Consider the following 20431-nt stretch of genomic DNA (forward strand, 5'->3'; position numbering starts at 1 on the left):
GATCTCCAGATCTCTTCATCTTTTCAAGGTGGACGGGAGGCTCGGTCGCCTCCTCTGTGGCGGGTGGCGGGCCGCGTGAACGGCCCGCCTGGCGTGCGATGACGCGGTTCAGCTATCGAATGCGACGACGAGGCGGCGCCATGCGCCGTCCGGCGCATCCTGCTCGACGCGCGCGCCGCGCACGGCGACCGGGCCTTGCAGCGACGCGGGCAGCAGGATCTCGACGCGGTCGGACGGGCGCGCCGGGCGGCCGTCCCAGCGCACCGATACGCCGAGCGCGCCCGACGCCTCGCGGCCCGTTTCGATGCGCCACAGCCCGTATTCGCCGTCGCGCCATGCTTCCGTCTCGCCGTCGTCCTCGACGCATTCACCGTATGCGACACCATCCTCGATGCGCGGCGCGACGAGGAAGCCGCGCGTGTCGGCACGCGCGCTGAAATGCTGTTCCGCGACGTTCAGCGGCAGCACGCGGCCTTCACGCAACAACATCACCGGCGTATCGAACGGCGCGGGCAGCGTCACGCTCGTGCCGCCGTCGAACGACTGCGTGCTCGCGCAGCACATCCAGCGCGCGCCTGACGGCAGGTAGACGGTACGCTCCGTCAGGCCGGGATCGACGACCGGTGCGACGAGCAGCGCGTCGCCGAGCATCATGTCGTCGCACGCGTCGTAGCAGCGCGCATCGCCGGGGAAATCGGCGAAGGTCGGCCGCAGCACGGGCTCGTAGCGCGTGGTCGACAGCCACAGCAGGTGATAGAGGTAGGGCAGCAGCCGGTAGCGCTGCTTGATCAGCGACGCAATCTGCGCGGTGGTCTCCGGGTACATCCACGGCTCGTTGACGGTGCCGTCGTCGTTCCACGAATGGATGCTGAAGCGCGGCATGAAGATGCCGAACTGCACCCAGCGCAGCAGCAGTTCCGGCGACGGCGCGGGCCCGGAGAAGCCGCCGATGTCGTGGCCGATGTTCGACACGCCCGACAGCGCGAGCCCGAGGCCCATCTTCAGGTTGTAGCGCAAGGTTTCCCACGACGTGGTGTTGTCGCCGGACCAGGTCTGCACATAGCGCTGCATGCCGGCGCCGCCGGAGCGCGACACGAGGAACGGCCGCTGCGCCGGTGCATGTGCGCGCTGCGCTTCGCGCGACGCGCGCATCATCAGCATCGTCTGCAGCACCTTCGCCTCGCGCGCCGGAAACGGCTGGCCGAAGCCGTGCGCGATCGCGTCGGGCGACCAGATCTCGTACTCGTTGTTGTCGTTCCAGGTCGACTCGATTCCGTATTCGAGCAGCGCCGACGTGACCTGCTCGCGCCACCAGCGGTACGCGTCAGGCTGCGTGAAGTCGAGATACGCACCGACCTCGTCCCAGAACTGCACCCATGCGGGCTCGCCGGACGCCGAGCGGATCATCAGCCCGCGCTTTGCCGCGTCTTCGAATGCGGGATGGTCGCGCAGCAGGCACGGCTTGATGTTCGCGCACAGGCGGATGCCGTGGTCGCGGTAATGCTTCACGAAGCCCTTCGCGTCGGGAAACTTGTCGCGGTTCCAGTTGAATACGTAGCGCTTCGCGCCGATCGACGTATAACCCGACGACAGGTGGAACGAATCGCACAGGATGTCGTGCGTGTCGCACTGTTCGACGAACTGGTTCATCTGCTGCTGCGCGTCCGGCGCATCGGTGTAGCTCATCGTCGAGCCCGAATAGCCGAGCCCCCATTTCGGCGTGCGCGCGGGGCGCCCCGTCAGCCACGTGAAGCGCCGCGCGGCCGCGAGCGGCGTGTCGGGCGACGCGATGAAGTAGTAGTCGAGATCGCCGTGCTCGGCGACGAAATAGCGGTACGGGCCGTGATAGTTGTCGAGCTCGCGGCCCATGTCGAACGAGCAGTCCGACAGTGTGTCGTAGAACAGCCCGAACCCCTGGCATGCATCGGGCGACCACGTGATGTAGAACGGGATGTGCTTGTACAGCGGGTCGGTGTGCTTCGCGCTGTAGCCCATCGCGTCGATGTTGCGCATCTCGAAGCGCGCGCCGGTGCGGTCGAGGTCGCCCGCGCGTTCGCCGAGGCCGAACACCTTGTCGCCGCGCTCGCGAGCGACGTAGTGATACGCGCGATCGTCCCACCAGCCGAAGTTGTACGCCTGTGTCGCGCGGTCGGTGAGTGCGACGCGCCACGCGCCGTCCGTGCCGCGCATCGACCACGTACAGTGGCCGCCTTGCTTGCGCACCGCGACGCGGATCTGCGCGGTTTCGATGCACACGTGGTCGTCGTCTTCGGCGAGCGTATAGGCGGGCAGGGCGAAGCCGTCGAGGTCGAGGCGGTCGCGCCCGTCGAGCGGCACGTCGTCGAGGCCCGGCGCGATCGACCACGTGCGCGGGTTGCGCGCCGTCGCGTCGGGCAGCACGCGCACCCGCACGATGTCGTCCTCGAGCACGAAGATCTCGACGGTTGCGCCCGCCTCGGACGCGAGCAGCACACGGTTCGCGAGCTGGCCGGCGACGCGGAACACGGGCGGATGAAGAAGCGAAGTCATGAATGCGATTCCTGGTGAGAGCGAAGGTCAGGCGTGCCGTGCGAGCAGGCGTTCCTGCTTCGACTGCCCGCGGATCAGCACCGCGAGCAGCGTGACGCCGATGATGTCGAACAGGCCGAGGCACGCGAACAGCGGCGCATAGCCGATCTTGTCGGCGAGCGCGCCGACCAGCAGCGAGAAACCGAGCCCGCCGATCCACGCGGCCATCCCGGCGAAGCCGCTCGCGGTGCCGACTTCCTCGGGATCGAACACGTCGGCCGACAGCGTATTGACGAGCGCGGAGATCATCTGGTGCGCGAAGCCGCCGACGCAGAACAGCGCGATGGCCGTGTACGGCGACGCCACGAGCCCGATCATCGCGGGCCCGAGCATCAGCACCGCGCCGAGCGCGACGCCGGCAACGCGCGACCACACGAGCGGCATCTTGAACCGCTTGGCCAGATACGGCGACAGGTAGCCGCCCGCGATGCCGCCGAGGTCGGCCGCGAGAAACGGCATCCACGCGAAGATCGCGATCTGCTTGAGTTCCATGTGGCGCTCGGTCGCGAGATACAGCGGAATCCAGAAGCTGAAGGTCTGCCACGCGGGCTCGGCGAAGAAGCGCGGCAGCGCGATGGCCCAGAAGCGTCGTGCGGTGACGACGTCGCGGATGCGGCGCTTCGACACGGGCGGCATCGTCGCCTGGCCGTCGCGGATCAGCGCGCGCTCCTGCGGCGTAATGCGCGGATGGTCCGACGGCGACCGGTATTGCGTGTACCAGAGCGCGGCCCACACGAAGCCGAGCGCGCCGGTGGCCATGAACGCGGCCTGCCAGCCGTACCGCATCGACAGGAACACGACGAGCGGCGGCGCGATCGCGGCGCCGAGCGACGTGCCCGCGTTGAAATAGCCGACCGCGACGGATTTCTCGCGATCGGGAAACCATTCGGCAACCGCCTTCATCCCCGACGGAATCGCGGCGGCTTCGAACAGGCCCAGGAAGCCGCGCAGGATGCCGAGCGACAGCCAGCCCGACGCGAAGCCGTGCGCGACGCCGACCACCGACCACAGCATCGCGAACAGCGCGAACCCGAGCCGCAGCCCGATCAGGTCGACGACGAAGCCGCACACCGGCTGCATGATCGTGTAACCGATCTGGAACGCGCCGACGATGTACGAATACTGCTGCGTCGAGATCGAAAAGACCTGCTTCAGCTCGGGGGCGAGCACCGCGAGGGAATTCCGTGCGAGGTAGTTGAGGATCGTGCCCAGACATACGAGCACGATGATCCACCAACGCAACGCCTTGACTGTCTTCACTGCTGTCTCCTGTCGGGCAGGGCCGGCGCGTGGCGCCGGCCCGATCCATGACGACCATCCGTTCGGGATGGCTTGTTTTCGCTTTATTCGTACGATGTCCGATCTTGATGGGCGCCAATTTTCCCGATCTGAGTCGGAATAATGGTGTTCAAGCGAACATTTCACCTTCGTTGAAGACCAATGTTATCGGACGACTGATCATTTTCGAACATCCTATGTTCGAATTCGAATCCGGTCAACGTGAAATTGCATTCGAACGAACTTGCTCGGGGTTTTCCCGATGTGCGAGGGCAATCAACGCCCGTGGCGCCGTACGGCGATCACGCGCCAACGGCCCGTGCGGCGGGGCTGTGCGGGCGTCGGGCGAGCGACGGGCGCGGGATGGGGCGTGACAACCCTGATGAAAATTTATTTCTTTTTGAGATTGGAGTTGTGTAAATTCATTTTCATCATCCTTGCAACAACCCTTCGCATGACGCCTCTCGTTCCGCACGACGCCAGTCACGACGAACCCGCGATCGCCGAGCGGATCGCGTCGGCGATGCCGTTGATGACGCCGATCCACCGGCGCATGGGCGAATTCGTGCTCGCGAATCCGTTCCGCGCGGCGACGATGCGCATCGACGAACTCGCGCAGGCCGTGAATGCGTCGATCGCGACCGCGAACCGCTTCGCGAAGGCGCTCGGTTTCGACGGCTATCCGGCGATGCGCGCGGCGCTCGTGCGCGGCTTCGAGGCGACGCTCGGGCCGGTCGAACGGCTGCGTTCCGCGCAGGAGCAGGAACCGGGCGTACGCGGTGCCGCATGGATCGACGCGGTATTCGACCAGGCTGTCGCGAACATCGAGAACACACGCGCGCAACTGGACGCGGCCGATGTCGAAGCCGCGGTCGAGGCGATCGTCGGCGCGCGGCGCGTGCTGATCCTCGGCGCGGGGTCGAGCGCGTTTCTCACCGGGCTGATGGAGCACGGGCTGTCCGTCTGTCATGACAACGTGCAGTCGCTCGCATTGCTCGGCGGCCCGTCGCACGCGGCGCGGCGGCTGTACACGGCCGATTCGCGCGATCTCGTGATCGCGCTCGCGTTTCCGCGTTATGTGAAGGACACGATCGAACTCGCCCGTCGCGCGGCCGCACGCGGTGCGCGCGTACTGGGTATCTCCGACGGCCCGCAATCGCCGCTTGCGCCGGTCGCGTCGCTGAACCTGTACGTCAAGGCCGAACGGCGCTTCGCGGCCACGTCGGAAGCGGCGGTGCTCGCGATGATCGAGGCGCTGATCGACGCGGTCGCGCTGCGCACGCACCGGTCCGCGAAATCCGCGGCCGAGATGACCGAATTCCTGCTGCCGTGGCTCATGCAGCCGCAAGCGACGCCGCCGGCCGCCAACCCTTCTTCTCACCGTCCGAAAAAAACATGACTTCACCCGCGATCGTTGCGATTCACGGCGGCGCAGGCACCATCCTGCGCGAGGCGATGGATTCCGACACCGAACGTCAGTACCGTGCCGAACTGACCGCGATCCTGGAGGCCGCGCAACAGGTGCTGGCCGACGGCGGCAGCGCGCTCGACGCCGTCACCGTCGCGGTGCGGATGCTCGAGGACTGCCCGCTGTTCAATGCCGGGCGCGGCGCCGTCTATACGGCCGAAGGCAAGCACGAGCTCGACGCGGCGGTCATGGATGGCGCGACGCTCGGCGCCGGCGCGATCTGCTGCGCGACGCGCGTGCGCAATCCGGTGCTTGCCGCGCGGCGCGTGATGGAAGCAAGCGAGCATGTGCTGTTCGCGGGTGAGGGCGCCGATGCGTTCGCGGCCGCGCAGGGGCTCGAACTCGCGGAACCGGGCTATTTCGACACCGAGGCGCGTCACGCGCAGTGGGTCAAGGCGCGCGCAGCGGCCGGCATGATGCTCGACCACGACGCGGCATCGTTAGCATTCGGCGCTTCACAATCGCAGCAGCAGCCCGCCGAACCGCTCGATCCGGACCGCAAGCACGGCACGGTCGGCGCGGTCGCGTGCGACCGGCACGGCCACATCGCGGCGGCAACGTCGACGGGTGGCATCACGAACAAGCAGCCGGGGCGTGTCGGCGATTCGCCGATCATCGGCGCGGGCTGCTACGCGGACGACGCAACGTGCGCGGTATCGTCGACCGGCACCGGCGAGATGTTCATCCGGCTCGCGACTGCACATGATGTGGCTGCGCAGATCGCGTATCGCGGCGCATCGCTCGCCGACGCCGCGCACGACGTCGTGATGAACAAGCTGCCGCGCCTCGCCGGCCGCGGCGGGATCATCGCGGTCGACGCGCACGGCAACGTCGCGATGCCGTTCAACACCGAAGGGATGTACCGCGGCTACGCGCGCGTAGGTGAAGCGCCGGTGGTCGGCATCTATCGCGACGACGACACGGCCTGAAAGCGGGCCGCACGAGGAGGAGACCCACGATGACTTCGAGCCGTAACCCGTCCGGCCTGGTGCTGCCCGAGCAGCGCGTGGTGGCCGTCGACGACCTGTCGGTCACGTTCCGCCGCGAAGGTGCGACGTTCGACGCGGTGCGCAACGTGTCGTTTCACGTCGATCGCGGCGAGACGCTTGCGATCGTCGGCGAATCGGGCTCGGGCAAGTCGGTCACGTCGCTCGCGCTGATGCGGCTCGTCGAGCACGGCGGCGGCGCGATCACGAACGGCCGGATCGCATTCCGCCGGCGCGGCGGCGCGCTCGTCGATCTCGCGCAGGCGAGCGGCTCGACGATGCGCGGCATTCGCGGCGCGGACATCGCGATGATCTTCCAGGAGCCGATGACGTCGCTGAACCCGGTGTTTACGGTCGGCGACCAGATCAGCGAGGCGATCGCGCTGCATCAGTCTAAAAGCGCGACGGAAGCGCGGGCGGAGACGCTGCGGCTGCTCGAGCTCGTGCGCATTCCGGAGGCGCGCCGCGTGTTCGCGCGCTATCCGCATCAGTTGTCGGGCGGGATGCGGCAGCGCGTGATGATCGCGATGGCGCTGTCGTGCCGGCCTTCGTTGCTGATCGCCGACGAGCCGACCACCGCGCTCGACGTGACGATCCAGGCGCAGATCCTGCAACTGGTGCGCGGGCTGCAGGACGAAATGAACATGGGCGTGATCTTCATCACGCACGACATGGGCGTGGTGGCCGAAGTGGCCGACCGCGTGCTCGTGATGTATCGCGGCGAGAAGGTCGAGGAGGGCGAATCGGATCGCATCTTCGCGGCGCCCGAGCATCGCTACACGCGCGCGCTGCTCGCGGCCGTGCCGAAGCTCGGTTCGATGCAGGGCACCGACGCACCCGAGAAATTCCCGCTGCTGAAGGTGGAGGGCGCGAGCGCGGCAGCACCGGCGGCGTCGCCCGCACCGGCGGCAAACGACGAGGCGCAGCCGCCCGTCGATCAGTCGGCGACGCCGATCCTGCGCGTGAGCGATCTCGTGACGCGCTTCCCGGTGAAGAGCGGCGTGTTCGGTCGCGTGTCGCAATACGTGCATGCGGTCGAGCGCGTGAGCTTCGAACTGCGCGCGGGCGAGACGCTCGCGCTGGTCGGCGAATCGGGCTGCGGCAAGTCGACCACCGGCCGCTCGCTGCTGCGCCTCGTCGAATCGCAGAGCGGCTCGATCGAATTCGACGGCCGCGACATCAGCGCGATGAAGGGCGCGGACCTGCAGGCGCTGCGCCGGAACATCCAGTTCATCTTCCAGGATCCGTTCGCGTCGCTGAACCCGCGCCTGACCGTGGGCTTCTCGATCATGGAGCCGCTGCTGGTGCACGGCGTCGCGAGCGGCCGTGAAGCGCAGGCGCGCGTCGACTGGCTGCTCGACAAGGTCGGCCTGCCGCCGGAGGCCGCGCGCCGTTATCCGCATGAATTCTCGGGCGGCCAGCGCCAGCGGATCGCGATCGCGCGTGCGCTTGCGCTGAACCCGAAGGTCGTGATCGCCGACGAATCGGTGTCGGCGCTCGACGTGTCGGTGCAGGCGCAGATCGTCAACCTGATGCTCGACCTGCAGCGCGAGCTCGGCGTCGCGTACCTGTTCATCTCGCACGACATGGCCGTGGTCGAACGCATCAGCCATCGCGTCGCGGTGATGTATCTCGGCCAGATCGTCGAGATCGGCCCGCGCCGCGCGGTGTTCGAGGCACCGCAGCATCCGTATACGAAGAAACTGATGAGCGCGGTGCCGGTGGCCGACCCCGCGCGCCGGCATGCGCCGCGCCAGCTCGCGGCGGACGAGATTCCCAGCCCGATCCGCGCGGTCGGCGACGAGCCCGCCGTCGCGTCGCTCGTCGCGGTCGGCCCCGATCATTACGTCGCAACGCACCGCGTCGGCGGCGCGTACTGAAGGAATGCATCGCCACGGCGATGCGCGAGCTTGCAGGAAGTCGAAACCGAAACGCCCGTGAGGCGTCACCGATTCACCGATAGGAGCCCAGCAAAATGACCAAGCAGCATCCGTTCCCGATGTTTCGTCCGCGCGCGTGTTTCGTCGCGCTTGCCGGCGCGTTCGCGCTGTCGGCCGCGGTGCCCGCGTTCGCGCAGCAGACCGCGGTGATGGCGGTGGATTCGACGTTCACGACGATGGATCCGTACGACGCGAACGACACGGTGTCGCAGGCCGTCGTGAAGTCGTTCTACCAGGGGCTGTTCGGCTTCGACAAGGACATGAAGCTCGTCAACGTGCTGGCGACCAGCTACGACGCGAGCCCCGATGCGAAGGTCTACACGATCAAGCTGCGCCAGGGCGTGAAATTCCACGACGGCACCGATTTCAACGCCGCGGCCGTGAAGGCGAACTTCGACCGCGTGACCGATCCCGCGAACCACCTGAAGCGCTACAACATGTTCCGCGTGATCGAGAAGACCGAAGTGGTCGATCCGTACACGGTGAAGATCACGCTGCGCGAGCCGTTCTCGGCGCTGATCAACACACTCGCGCACCCGTCGGCCGTGATGATCTCGCCGGCCGCGCTGAAGAAGTGGGGCCGCGACATCGCGCTGCATCCGGTCGGCACGGGCCCGTTCGAGTTCGTCGAATGGAAGCAGACCGACGACCTGAAGGTGAAGAAGTTCGCCGGCTACTGGAAGAAGGGCTATCCGAAGATCGACGCGATCGACTGGAAGCCGGTGGTCGACAACAACACGCGTGCGGCACTGATCAAGACGGGCGAAGCCGATTTCGCGTTCCGCATTCCGTTCGAGCAGGCGGTCGACCTGAAGGGCAACCCGAAGGTCGACATCGTCGAGCGGGCGTCGATCGTGCAGCGCTACGTGTCGCTGAACATGCAGCAGAAGCCGTTCGACAACCCGAAGGTGCGCCAGGCGCTGAACTACGCGGTGAACAAGGAAGCGCTCGCGAAGGTCGCGTTCTCCGGCTTCGCGACGCCGTCGACCGGCGTGGTGCCGCAGGGTGTCGACTACGCGACGAAGCTGGGCCCGTGGCCGTACGACCCGGCGAAGGCGCGCGCGCTGCTGAAGGAGGCCGGCTATCCGAACGGCTTCGAGACGACGCTGTGGTCCGCGTATAACAACTCGACGTCGCAGAAGGCGATCCAGTTCGTGCAGCAGCAGCTCGCGCAGGTCGGCGTGAAGGTGCAGGTGCAGGCGCTGGAAGCCGGCGAGCGGGTCGCGAAGGTCGAGAGCGCGCCGGATCCGGCGAAGGCGCCGGTGCGGATGTACTACATCGGCTGGTCGTCGTCGACCGGCGAAGCGAACTGGGCGATCACGCCGCTGCTCGCCGGCGCGTCGGCGCCGCCGAAGCTCGTCAACACCGCGTACTACAAGAACGATACGGTCGACGGCGATCTGACGAAGGCGCTGGAGACGGTCGATCGCGCGAAGAAGACCGACCTCTACGCCGATGCGCAGAAGCAGATCTGGACCGATGCACCGTGGATCTTCCTCGTGCAGGAGAAGATCGTGTATGCGCGCAGCAAGCGGCTACAGGGTGCGTACGTGATGCCGGACGGCTCGTTCAACTTCGACGAAATCTCGCTGAAATGACAGTGGTGATGACGGCGGTTCGTCCGCCATGCGGTGCCGGCGGCGCAAGCCGCCGGCACGCTGATTCGATCGGTGCCCCATGCTGAATTTTCTCGTCAAACGCCTGTTCGGCCTGCTGCCCACGCTCGCGATCGTCGCGGTGCTGGTGTTCCTGTTCGTCCACCTGCTGCCGGGCGATCCGGCGCGGCTCGCGGCCGGCCCCGAAGCCGACGACGCGACGGTCGCGCTCGTGCGTGCCGATCTCGGACTCGACCGGCCGCTGCCCGCGCAGTTCGTGAACTTCTTCACGAAGATCGCGCACGGCGACTTCGGCATGTCGACGCGCAGCAAGCGGCCGGTCTCGACCGAGATCGGCGAACGCTTCATGCCGACGCTGATGCTGACGCTCGTCAGCATGGTGTGGGCGACGGCCTTCGGGATGGCGATCGGGATCGCGTCGGCGGTGTGGCGCAACCGCTGGCCGGATCGCCTCGGCATGACGCTCGCGGTGTCGGGCATCTCGTTTCCCGCGTTCGCGCTCGGCATGCTGCTGATGGAAATCTTCTCGGTGAAGCTCGGCTGGCTGCCGGTCGTGCCGGACGGCTCGTGGAAGAGCTACGTGCTGCCGTCGCTGACGCTCGGCGCCGCGGTCGCGGCCGTGATGGCGCGCTTCACGCGTGCGTCGTTCGTCGAGGTGCTGAACGAGGATTTCGTGCGCACCGCACGCGCGAAGGGCGTGCACGAGCCGATGGTGGTGCTCAAGCACTGCCTGCGCAACGCGATGATCCCGGTCGTCACGATGATGGGGCTGCAGTTCGGCTTCCTGCTCGGCGGCTCGATCGTCGTCGAGGTCGTGTTCAATTGGCCGGGGCTCGGGCGCCTGCTCGTCGATGCGGTGACGATGCGCGACTACCCGGTGATCCAGGCGATCGTGTTGCTGTTTTCGCTCGAGTTCATCCTGATCAACCTGACCGTCGACGTGCTGTACGCGGTCATCAACCCGACCATCCGGTTCAAGTGAGGCGCGCATGAACGCGACAGTCCAGACCGCGGCGCCGGCCGCACCGACCGCGATCCGCACGCCGTGGCGCGAATTCTGGCGCAAGTTCCGCAAGCAGACCGTCGCGCTCGTCGCGGGAGGCTTCGTGCTGGCGCTTGTCGTGCTGGCGTTCGTCGGCCCGCACATCGTGCCGTTCGATCCGGAAAATTATTTCGACTACGACGCACTGAACGCGGGGCCGTCGGCCGTGCACTGGTTCGGCGTCGATTCGCTCGGCCGCGACATCTTCAGCCGGATCATCACGGGCACGCGCATCTCGCTCGCGGCCGGCTTCTTCTCGGTCGCGCTCGGCGCGGTGATCGGCACGTTCTTCGGGCTGCTCGCCGGCTACTACGAAGGCTGGTGGGACCGCATCACGATGCGCGTGGCCGACGTGCTGTTCGCGTTCCCGGGCATCCTGCTCGCGATCGGCGTGGTCGCGATCCTCGGCAACGGGATGGTCAACGTGATCTGCGCGGTCGCGATCTTCAGCATCCCGGCGTTCGCGCGACTCGTGCGCGGCAACACGCTGATGCTCAAGCACATGACCTATGTCGAGGCCGCGCGCAGCATCGGCGCGTCGGACTGGACGATCATCATGCGGCACATCCTGCCGGGCACCGTGTCGTCGGTCGTCGTCTACTTCACGATGCGGATCGGCACGTCGATCATCACGGCCGCGAGCCTGTCGTTCCTCGGGCTCGGCGCGCAACCGCCGACGCCGGAGTGGGGCGCGATGCTCAACGAGGCACGTGCGGATATGGTGACGGCGCCGCACATCGCGATCTTCCCGAGCCTCGCGATCTTCCTGACCGTGCTCGCGTTCAACCTGCTCGGCGACGGGCTGCGCGACGCGCTCGATCCGAAGCTGGAGCGCCGCTGATGCGCAGTGCACCGATGTGGACGGCAACGCTGCCGGCCGGGCCGCGCGGCACGATCGCCGACGTGCCGGGTGTGACGGTCGGCCATTGCACGCTCGATACCGGCAACGTGCAGACGGGTGTGACGGTCGTGAAACCGCATCCGGGTGACGTGTACCGCAGCAAGGTACCGGCGGGGGCCGCCGTGATCAACGGTTTCGGCAAGAGCGTCGGGCTCGTGCAGGTCGACGAGCTCGGCACGCTCGAGACGCCGATCGCGCTGACCAATACGTTCGGCGTCGGCGCGGTCGCGCAGGCGCAGATCCGCGCGGCGATCGCGGCGAATCCGCAGATCGGCCGCGACTGGTCGACCGTCAACCCGCTCGTGTTCGAGTGCAACGACGGCTACCTGAACGATATCCAGGCGTTCGCGGTCACGGCCGCGCATTACGACGACGCGTGCCGCGCGGCATCGCGTGACGTCGCACGTGGCGCGGTGGGTGCCGGGCGCGGGATGTCGAGCTTCGACCTGAAGGGCGGGATCGGTTCGGCATCGCGCGTCGCCGTCGCGGCCGGCAGGCCCTATACGGTCGGCGCACTCGTGCTCGCGAATTTCGGCCGGCTGCCGATGCTGACGCTCGGCGGCGTGCCGGTCGGGCGCATCGTCGCGCAACGGCGTGCGGCCGAGGCCGCGCACGCGGCGCCACCCGAGCAGGGCTCGATCATCCTGCTGCTGGCCACCGATGCGCCGCTCGATGCGCGACAACTGTCGCGGCTCGCGCGCCGTGCAGGTGCTGGATTGGCCCGCACGGGCTCGGTCTACGGGCACGGCAGCGGCGACATCGCGCTCGCATTCTCCACCGCATATACGATCGCGCACGACGCATCGACCCTCGCGCTGCCGGCCCTCGTCGCCGATGCCGCGCTCGACCCGCTGTTCATGGCCGCGGCCGAAAGCGTCGAACACGCGATCGCCGATGCGTTGCTGCAGGCCGTGACGGTGGCGGGGCGCGACGGCCACATGCGGCAATCGCTGCGCGATGCGGTGCCCGATCTCGATCGCCTGTTCAACGAAGGCCACGAAGGACGTCTTACCCAGTCATGAAGATCCTGATTTCGACCGATATCGAAGGCGTCGCCGGCGTATTCGCCACCGAGCAGACGCGCGCCGGCAATCCGGAATACGAGCGCGCGCGCCGCTGGATGACCGCCGAGGCGAACGCGGCGATCGAAGGCGCGTTCATGGGCGGCGCGCAGGCCGTGTGGGTCAACGATTCGCATGGCGGCTTTCGCAACCTGCTGCCCGACGGGCTCGATGCGCGTGCGCGCGTCGTGCTCGGCAAGCCGCGCACGCTCGGGATGATGGCGGGCCTCGAACAGCAGCCCGATCTCGTGTTCATGATCGGCTATCACGCGAAATCGCAGACGCGCGGTGTACTCGCGCACACGATCAACAGCTTCGCGTTCACGCAGGTGTGGCTGAACGGCGTCGAACTCGGCGAAGCCGGGCTGTACGGTGCGCTGGCGCGGGAATACGGCGCGCACGTCGCGCTGGCCACGGGTGACGACGTGTTCGCGGAGGAAACGCAGCCGCTGTTTCCGGATGCGCATTTCGAGACGATCAAGACGGCCGGCGGCGCATCGAGCGGCGATACGCTCACGCCCGCCGCGTCATGTGCGCGGATCGCAACCGCCGCGCGCGAAACGGTCGCGCACGCAGTGTCGGCAGGCGTGCGCGCCGGCGCCCATCGGCCCGCGCCGGCCGCGTGCACGCTGCGCGTGCAGACGGCGGCGCTGGCCGACCTGTTCTGCGTGCTGCCGTCGCTGGAGCGCGTCGATGCGGTGACGCTGCGCTTCGACGGGCCGTCGGTCGAGCATGTGGTACGCACGCTGAACAGCTTGTCGGCGATGTCGTTCATGCTGCGGTGATGCGCGTCGTCGCCGTGCCGCTTGCGCGCCGCGCGTCGTCAGGGGATGCCTACGGGGCTCGCCGTCACGGTGAGCAGGAACGCTTCCATCGCCGCGACCATCGCGAGCGGCGTCTCGTTCATCGGATAGTGGCCCGCATTGCGCAGCACGTCGACGGTGGCGAGCGGATAGCGCCGCAGGTAGGTGCGGGCCATCAGCGCCGCGTCAAACGCCGGATCGTGCTCGCCGATGAGCACTTTCACCGGATGGATGCCGGCGATTTCGTCGCTGAAATCCGTATCGGCCCACGCGCGGAAGTACGCGCCGAACGCACGCGGCGACGAACGGGCTGCCGAATACGCGGCTTTCCACTCGACCCAGGCGGCGGGCAGCCGGCCGCCGGTGCTGCGATCGATGATGGTCCGGCGATCGGCGACGTGGTCGGCCGCGCGCTCGAATAGCGCGCGTTTTTCCGCGTCGAACGGCAGGCCGCCGCACGGCACGGGCGTGACCGGCACCAGCGCGCGCACGCGCCCGGGCGCCATGACGGCGACTTTTTCGGCCGCCATTGCGCCCATCGAGTGGCCGACGATGCTGAAGGTCGCGAAATCCAGTGCGTCGGCCAGCGCGAGCGCGTCGGCGGCGATCTCGTCGATCGTGTAGTCGCCCGCTGCGTCGCGCATGCGGCCGTAACCTCGGTAGTCCATGAATACATAGCTGAAATGCTCGCGCGACAGCCACGCTTCGACCGGTTCGAACGCGCGGGCGTCGCCGAACCAGCCGGGCAGTACAAGAACAGGGTGGGGGCCGTCCCCCACGCGATGAAACATATTCGGCATGTCCGCTCCGATGCAGTGGTAATCCGGCCGATCAGGCCGACGGGTCTTGCGGCCGTCAGGTCGCGCAAGGGTGGAGCGGATCGTAGATCGCGCGAAGGAGTCCCGCCTTCGATATCGGGTCATTGATGATGGAATTCGGGCCGTGAGAAATACGCTGCTAGATCCCTACGAAAACATTCCCCGGAGCGTGGTCGTGACCGCGAATGACTATGCGGCGGGCACGACGTTTCCGGAACACGCGCACGGGCGCGGGCAATTCGCGTTCGCGTCGCGCGGCACGATCAGCGTGTCGACGCCGCACGGGCGCTGGCTGGTGCCGCCGCAGCGCGCGTGCTGGGTGCCGGCCGGCGTGCGGCACGAAATGACGATGACCGGGCCGGTCACGATGCTCAACACGTTCGTGGCCGGAGACGCCGCGCTGGAGGCGGGTCTGCCCGAGCAGTGCGGCGTGTATGGCGTATCGGCGCTGCTGCGCCAACTGATCGACGATGCGATCGACCTGCCGGCCCTGTACGACGTCGACGGGCGCGCGGGCAAGCTGATGGCGCTGCTGGTCGCGGAAATCGCGACGATGCCGCGCCTGTCGCTGCATGCGCCGCTACCGGCCGACGCACGGCTGGCGAAGGTGTGCCGGCACCTGCTCGCATCGCCGTCGATCGCGGCCGATCTCGATCAGGTGGCGGCCGACGCGGGTGTGAGCCGCCGCACGTTCACGCGGCAGTTTCGTGCGCAGACGGGTGTGAGTTTTGCCGCATGGCGCCAGCAGGTGTGCATGCTCGCGGCGATCGCACGCCTGAGCGACGGGCAGCCGGTGACGCGCGTCGCGCTCGATCTCGGGTACGCGAGCGCCAGCGCGTTCACGTCGGCGTTTCGCCGCATTCTGGGCGACACGCCGAGCCGCTATCTGGAGATTCGGCGCTAACGGAACGAATCGGCGCACGCCACGCCCGTGCGCCGGCTGGTGCAAAAAAATACGCGCCTGCCAACTTCGGTCAGACGCGTTTAAAGGCACTCGGTCAGAAAAAATGCGCGCACAGCCAGCCGGGCGGTGTCGCGCATTACATGCGCAATTATTGCTGGTCGCGATTCAATTCCGTTGAGACGTTGCGGATAACGAAGAATACGCCGCATAACGCGCAAACGATATCCTGCCGGCGCGACGAGTTATGTGCAGTCGCAGCATGCGTTTCAATCGCGCGTTCGATTCGGGAGACAGAGGCATGTGACAACGGGGACGGGCACCCGTGACCCGGCGCGATGCGCCGCAGCATCGAATGATGGCGACGGAGCATGAAAAACGCCGCGTGCCGCGATGCCTGTTGGTATCGCGCCACGCGGCGGTGCGGTAGCGGGCGAAACCGGCGTGCGCCGGCCCGCGCGTCACACGTCGAAGAACACGGTTTCGTCCGGCCCCTGCATGCGGATGTCGAAGCGGTAGACGACCGGGCGGCCCGGCTGCGCGTCGCGTTTCGCGACGAGCGTCGCGCGGCGCTCGGCCGGCACCGCGTTCAGCACTGGGTCGGCTGCGTTCGCGGCGGCTTCGTCGTCGAAGTACACGCGCGTGAACGCGTGGGTGAGGATCCCGCGCATCATCACGGTCACGTTGATGTGCGGCGCTTCGCCGGCGGCGATGCGGCCCGGCTTTACCGTCTCGACGACGAAACGCTGCTGCGCATCGGTGCCGGTGCCGACCCGCGCGAAACCCGTGAAGCCGGATTTCGCGATGTCGTCGCGCGACGCCGGGTAGCGGCCCGCGCCGTCCACCTGCGTGAATTCGAGCACCGCGTCGCCGACGACGTTGCCGTCACCGTCGAACACCTGGCCGACCAGCAGCACGTGCTCGCCTTCGGCGTGTGCTGCGGCGATCGTCGGCGTGAACAGGCTCTTCAGGTCGTAGTCGTATTGCTGCGGGCACAGGCCGTACGCGAAGTACGGGCCGACCGTCTGCGAAGGGGTTTGCTTCAGCGTCGTCATGGTTCAGCGCTCCATCGGGGTAGCGTCGCGGCCGCGCAGCACGATGTCGAATTCGTAGCCGAGCGCATAGCCTTCTTCGGTGATGTCCATCGAGAAGCGCGAGATCAGGCGATCGCGCGCGGCCTCGGGCGTGCCCTGGAAGATCGGGTCGTACGCGAGCAGCGGGTCGCCGGGGAAGTACATCTGCGTGACGAGACGCGAGCCGAAGTAATCGCCGAACAGCGAGAAATGGATGTGATTCGGGCGCCACGCGTTCGGATGGTTGCCCCACGGATACGCGCCGGGCTTGATCGTCAGGAAGCGGTAGCGGCCTTCGTCGTCGGTCAGGCAGCGGCCCGCGCCGAGGAAGTTCGGGTCGAGCGGCGCATCGTGCTGGTCGACCTTGTGCACGTAGCGGCCGGCCGCGTTCGCCTGCCACACCTCGACGAGCGTGTTGCGCACGGGCTTGCCGCCTTCGTCGAGCACGCGGCCCGTGACGACCATGCGTTCGCCGAGCGGCTCGCCGTTCTTCACGGCGTTCTTCGTCAGGTCATGGTCGAGCGCGCCGAGATCTTCGGCGCCGTAGACGGGCGCGTACTGGTCGCGCAGTTTCTCTTTCAGCGGGATCAGCGGGCGGGTCGGGCCGCGCTTCACCGACGAACGGTACTCGGGGTGGACATAGGCCGGGTGCGACGGCCAGTCGCGCGGCGTGAGGATCGTGGGGGAATCCATCGGGTGTCTCCTGATAGGTATTTCGCGAAGTGGATGGCACGACTTTAGCCAATCCGGAAAGTTATGCAAAATGACCTTTTTTCGCGAATCGCATAACCGTTCGTTATGTTCGACGCACCAATGAAAATTCCGCCGGACAGGATGCCTGTCCGGCGGAAAAAGCGATCGGGCTTCGCGTCGTCGGTGACGACCCCGTGCACGGCCCTCCAGCCAGCCCGTCGCCGCTTTTTTGTGTTGTCGTTCTTGTTGTTATCCGGTCTCCCTGAGCGCCTGTTATGCCTGGCGGCCGGGATCGAACACGATCCCGTCGAATTCGAGTGACAGCGTGCCGCTGCGCAGCAGTGCGGCCGGCGTCGCGTCCCGATCGGCACCGAGCACGTCGCTCACGTAGTCCGCGCAGAAGCCGCGCCGCGTCCGCAGGTTGAAGCGGTTGCCGAGCAGCGCGTCGATTCGCCGTTCCGCGGTTGCATGTACCTGGCGCTGCGCATCGGCGGTTGGTGCCGCGATGCGGCGTGCCAGCGCGATGCGTCCGCCGTCGGTATGGGCGACGAAGCGCGACAGCGGCGTGAGCTTCGTCCATGCAAACCCGGGCTCGGCGATCACGGGTTCGTCGCCCGACGTATCGACGACGATGCCGAAGCGATTGGCCCACGCGGCCGTGGTGCCTGCCGCGTCGCGCGGTGCATTCGCCGGCACGCGGATGAACACGAGATCCCCGACGTGCGCGCTGGCGGCCAGCGTACGGACCGTGGCGAGCGGCATCGTGCGATCGGTGTCGCGGGCATCGCGCGGGGCGGTGTGATGCGATTCGTAGGCGGCGATTTCGGTTCGGGTGGTCATTTCGGCTCCGTCGTTCGGTGACAGCACGGAGCGGATTATGCAGACAAGTATCCGAAAGTGTTCATCTGCCTGCACAAGTGGCCTAATATCTGACCTTGAGCACCATTTTTCGATACCAACATGACCGAAACCGCCCAACTCATCGAAACGCTGAAGCGCCAGTTGAAGGCGCAGGGCATGACCTACCGCGATGTCGCGCGTGCGCTCGACGTCTCCGAGACGAGCGTGAAGCGGCTGTTCGCCAGCGGCCGCTTTACGCTGGAGCGTGTCGTGGAGATCGCCCAACTGCTCGGCTACACGCTGGCCGAGCTCGTGCAGGAGGCTTCGGTGTCGGCGCCGAGGCTGCACGTGCTGACCGAGCAGCAGGAGGCGTTGCTGGTGTCGGACGAGAAATTGCTCGTCGTCGCCGTTTGCGCGATCAACTACTGGACCGTGCAGGACATCGTGTCGGCCTATCAAGTGACGAAGGCCGAGTGCGTGAAATACCTGCTGATGCTCGACCGGATGAACGTCGTCGCGCTGCTGCCGGGCGATCGGATTCGCGTGCGCGTCGCGCGCGATTTCGACTGGCTGCCGGGCGGGCCGATCCGCCGCTATTTCCATGCGCATGCGCTTGGCGATTTTCTCGACAGCCGCTTCGACCGCGCCGGCGAGACGATGACGTTCTCGCAGGGGATGCTGACGGAGGCCGCCGCTGCGGAGCTCGACCTGGAGTTGCGCCGGTTGCGCAGCAAGGCGGCCGCCTTGCACGCGGAATCGTCGTCCGCGCCGCTCGCGCAGAAGCACGGGACGAGCTTGCTGATCGCGAAGCGGATGTGGGAGCCGGCCAGTTTTCAGGCGTTGCGGCGCGTCGCGTCGTGATACATCGTCGAGTGCTTGGGGCTATCCGGAAAGTTATGCAAAATGGCATTTCATCGTCAATCGCATAACCACCCGTTATGAATAACCGTATCGCCGACGGCCGCGTCAAGTTCCGGCACCTGCAGTGCTTTCTCGCAGTCGCGCAGCTGGGCGGCGTGCAGAAGGCCGCGGAAAGCCTGTCGATCACTCAGCCGGCCGTCTCGAAGACGATCGCCGAGCTGGAGGCGATCCTCGGCGTGAAGCTGTTCGAGCGCGGCCGGCAGGGCGCGCAGCCGACCCGCGAGGCGCAGCTGTTCATGCCGCACGCGAACGCGTGCGTGCTGGCGCTGCGGCAAGGTGTCGGGCTGCTCGCGCGCGAAGGCGGGGCCGCCGCGGCGACGCTGGAAATCGGCATGCTGCCGACCGTCGCGGCGTCGCTTGCGCCTGCGTTGATGAAGGCGCTCGCCGAGCGCTGGCCGCGCGTCGTCGTGCGGATCGCGACGGCCGCGAACGCCGATCTGCTCGAGCGCCTGAAGTCCGGCGCGATCGAGTGCGCGATCGGGCGGCTGTCGGAGCCGGAGCGGATGATCGGGCTCGCGTTCGAGCAGTTGTACAACGAGCCGCTCGTCGCTGTCGTGCGCGCCGGGCATCCGCTGCTTGCGAGCGCGGCGCCGGCGGCCGAGCTCGCGCGCTATCCGGTCGTGCTGCCGCCGTTCGGCACGCTGATCCGCCAATCGGCCGAGCAACTGCTCGGTGCCTGCGGTGTGCCGCCGCTGGATTCGTTCATCGAGGTGCTGTCGGTATCGGTCGCGCGCGCGCTGGCGCTCGAGAACGATGCGGTCTGGTTCGTGCCGCTCTATGCGGCCGAATACGATTTGTCGGCCGGAGCGCTGGCACGCCTGCCGCTGCCGTCGGCGGGCACCGACGAGCCGGTCGGGCTCGTGTTGCGCACCGATGCGCAGCCGTCGCCGGTCGCGCGGACGCTGATCGATGCCGTGCGCGACATCGCGCGGTCGCGGTTCGGCGACACGCGTGCACGCGGGGCCTCACGCGCGGCGCGCAAACCGGCGCGTCGCGACGATTGACCCGGCGGACCGCGCGGCAAGCGCGGCCCGTTCCCGGCTGCCGGATTGGCCATCCGGTCAGTAGCAGGCCTCGTGGTGCTTGGCGTATCGTACCGATTTTGGTACGATTGGTGTCAAGACGATGACGAGACAGCAGATCCAGGTCACGCTCGGCGTGCGGTTCTTCCAGACGGCCCGTGGCAACGAGCCGGTGCGCGAATGGCTGAAGGCGCTCGGGCAAGCGGAGCGAAGGGCGATCGGCGAAGAGATCAAGACCGTTCAACTGGGCTGGCCGCTCGGCATGCCGCTGGTCCGGAAGATCGCGCAGGATCTGTGGGAGATCCGCGTGATGTTGCCGGGGCGGAGCGCCCGCGTGCTGTTTACGGTCGTCAGCGGCGCGATGGTCCTGCTGCATGGCTTCTTCAAGCAGTCGCGGGCCACGCCGTCGGACGATCTCGATGTCACCGTCGCGCGCCTGAAAGCGCTGACGCGCGCCATCTGAATTTACCGGTTGTGCTGGAACGCACCGTCGTCGACGG

General features: G+C 67.3%; 18 protein-coding genes. 12 read left to right on the top strand and 6 right to left on the bottom strand.

Features of this window, described 5'->3' with window-relative positions:
* Positions 1 to 108: 108 nt before the first annotated feature.
* Both G3O06_RS13270 and G3O06_RS13275 read right to left on the bottom strand, forming a co-directional pair.
* On the bottom strand, positions 109 to 2529 hold the full coding sequence (locus tag G3O06_RS13270; RefSeq protein ID WP_205816298.1) for a glycoside hydrolase family 31 protein: 2421 nt from the start codon (positions 2527 to 2529) through the stop codon (positions 109 to 111).
* Between the two features lie 27 nt (positions 2530 to 2556).
* Entirely contained in the window at positions 2557 to 3828 is a 1272-nt protein-coding gene (locus G3O06_RS13275) for an MFS transporter (protein ID WP_205816299.1), read from the bottom strand.
* Positions 3829 to 4300: 472 nt separating this feature from the next.
* On the opposite strand from G3O06_RS13275, the gene G3O06_RS13280 reads away from it, so the two are divergent.
* The 8 genes from G3O06_RS13280 to G3O06_RS13315 all read left to right on the top strand — a co-directional run bounded on the left by G3O06_RS13280 (position 4301) and on the right by G3O06_RS13315 (position 13645).
* On the top strand, positions 4301 to 5245 hold the full coding sequence (locus G3O06_RS13280) for a MurR/RpiR family transcriptional regulator (RefSeq protein ID WP_174969376.1): 945 nt from the start codon (positions 4301 to 4303) through the stop codon (positions 5243 to 5245).
* A complete protein-coding gene (locus G3O06_RS13285) occupies positions 5242 to 6243 on the top strand; it encodes an isoaspartyl peptidase/L-asparaginase (RefSeq protein WP_205816300.1) in 1002 nt (333 codons plus the stop codon). Before G3O06_RS13280 ends, G3O06_RS13285 begins: the two co-directional genes overlap by 4 nt.
* A 29-nt stretch (positions 6244 to 6272) precedes the next feature.
* Positions 6273 to 8180 (top strand): dipeptide ABC transporter ATP-binding protein, encoded by a 1908-nt coding sequence (locus tag G3O06_RS13290; protein ID WP_205816301.1) that lies wholly within the window; start codon positions 6273 to 6275, stop codon positions 8178 to 8180.
* Between the two features lie 95 nt (positions 8181 to 8275).
* Complete coding sequence (gene gsiB / locus G3O06_RS13295; protein ID WP_174969378.1) at positions 8276 to 9838, top strand: glutathione ABC transporter substrate-binding protein GsiB; 1563 nt, start codon at positions 8276 to 8278, stop codon at positions 9836 to 9838.
* A 79-nt stretch (positions 9839 to 9917) separates the two neighbouring features.
* Entirely contained in the window at positions 9918 to 10838 is a 921-nt protein-coding gene (gene gsiC, locus G3O06_RS13300; RefSeq protein ID WP_174910576.1) for a glutathione ABC transporter permease GsiC, read from the top strand.
* 7 nt (positions 10839 to 10845) lie between these two features.
* Positions 10846 to 11739, top strand: a complete 894-nt coding sequence (gene gsiD / locus G3O06_RS13305; protein ID WP_174996404.1) for a glutathione ABC transporter permease GsiD — start codon at positions 10846 to 10848, stop codon at positions 11737 to 11739.
* Positions 11739 to 12821, top strand: coding sequence for a P1 family peptidase (locus G3O06_RS13310; RefSeq protein ID WP_205816302.1), 1083 nt, complete (start codon positions 11739 to 11741; stop codon positions 12819 to 12821). The genes gsiD and G3O06_RS13310 overlap by 1 nt, the downstream gene beginning before the upstream one ends.
* Positions 12818 to 13645 (top strand): M55 family metallopeptidase, encoded by an 828-nt coding sequence (locus G3O06_RS13315; RefSeq protein WP_205816303.1) that lies wholly within the window; start codon positions 12818 to 12820, stop codon positions 13643 to 13645. The genes G3O06_RS13310 and G3O06_RS13315 overlap by 4 nt, the downstream gene beginning before the upstream one ends.
* A 38-nt stretch (positions 13646 to 13683) precedes the next feature.
* On the opposite strand, the gene G3O06_RS13320 is transcribed toward G3O06_RS13315, so the two are convergent.
* Positions 13684 to 14463, bottom strand: coding sequence for an alpha/beta hydrolase (locus tag G3O06_RS13320; RefSeq protein WP_205816304.1), 780 nt, complete (start codon positions 14461 to 14463; stop codon positions 13684 to 13686).
* 142 nt (positions 14464 to 14605) lie between these two features.
* Between G3O06_RS13320 and G3O06_RS13325 the strand changes: the two genes are divergently transcribed.
* A complete protein-coding gene (locus G3O06_RS13325; protein ID WP_205816305.1) occupies positions 14606 to 15385 on the top strand; it encodes a helix-turn-helix transcriptional regulator in 780 nt (259 codons plus the stop codon).
* Between the two features lie 458 nt (positions 15386 to 15843).
* On the opposite strand, the gene pcaG is transcribed toward G3O06_RS13325, so the two are convergent.
* The 3 genes from pcaG to G3O06_RS13340 form a co-directional block, all read right to left on the bottom strand.
* Complete coding sequence (pcaG, locus tag G3O06_RS13330) at positions 15844 to 16437, bottom strand: protocatechuate 3,4-dioxygenase subunit alpha (RefSeq protein ID WP_059732799.1); 594 nt, start codon at positions 16435 to 16437, stop codon at positions 15844 to 15846.
* A 3-nt stretch (positions 16438 to 16440) separates the two neighbouring features.
* On the bottom strand, positions 16441 to 17148 hold the full coding sequence (pcaH, locus tag G3O06_RS13335; RefSeq protein WP_006489685.1) for a protocatechuate 3,4-dioxygenase subunit beta: 708 nt from the start codon (positions 17146 to 17148) through the stop codon (positions 16441 to 16443).
* A gap of 273 nt (positions 17149 to 17421) precedes the next feature.
* On the bottom strand, positions 17422 to 17988 hold the full coding sequence (locus G3O06_RS13340) for a YiiX/YebB-like N1pC/P60 family cysteine hydrolase (RefSeq protein WP_205816306.1): 567 nt from the start codon (positions 17986 to 17988) through the stop codon (positions 17422 to 17424).
* A gap of 120 nt (positions 17989 to 18108) precedes the next feature.
* On the opposite strand from G3O06_RS13340, the gene G3O06_RS13345 reads away from it, so the two are divergent.
* From G3O06_RS13345 to G3O06_RS13355, 3 genes are all read left to right on the top strand, one after another.
* On the top strand, positions 18109 to 18849 hold the full coding sequence (locus G3O06_RS13345) for a helix-turn-helix transcriptional regulator (protein WP_205816307.1): 741 nt from the start codon (positions 18109 to 18111) through the stop codon (positions 18847 to 18849).
* Between the two features lie 77 nt (positions 18850 to 18926).
* The gene (pcaQ, locus tag G3O06_RS13350) at positions 18927 to 19913 is read left to right on the top strand and encodes a pca operon transcription factor PcaQ (RefSeq protein ID WP_174969385.1); all 987 of its coding nucleotides are present in this window, start codon (positions 18927 to 18929) and stop codon (positions 19911 to 19913) included.
* Between the two features lie 121 nt (positions 19914 to 20034).
* Positions 20035 to 20394, top strand: a complete 360-nt coding sequence (locus tag G3O06_RS13355) for a type II toxin-antitoxin system RelE/ParE family toxin (RefSeq protein WP_174969386.1) — start codon at positions 20035 to 20037, stop codon at positions 20392 to 20394.
* Positions 20395 to 20431: the final 37 nt, after the last annotated feature.

This window comes from Burkholderia sp. Ac-20345 (assembly GCF_017104825.1).
GTDB lineage: Bacteria > Pseudomonadota > Gammaproteobacteria > Burkholderiales > Burkholderiaceae > Burkholderia > Burkholderia lata_B.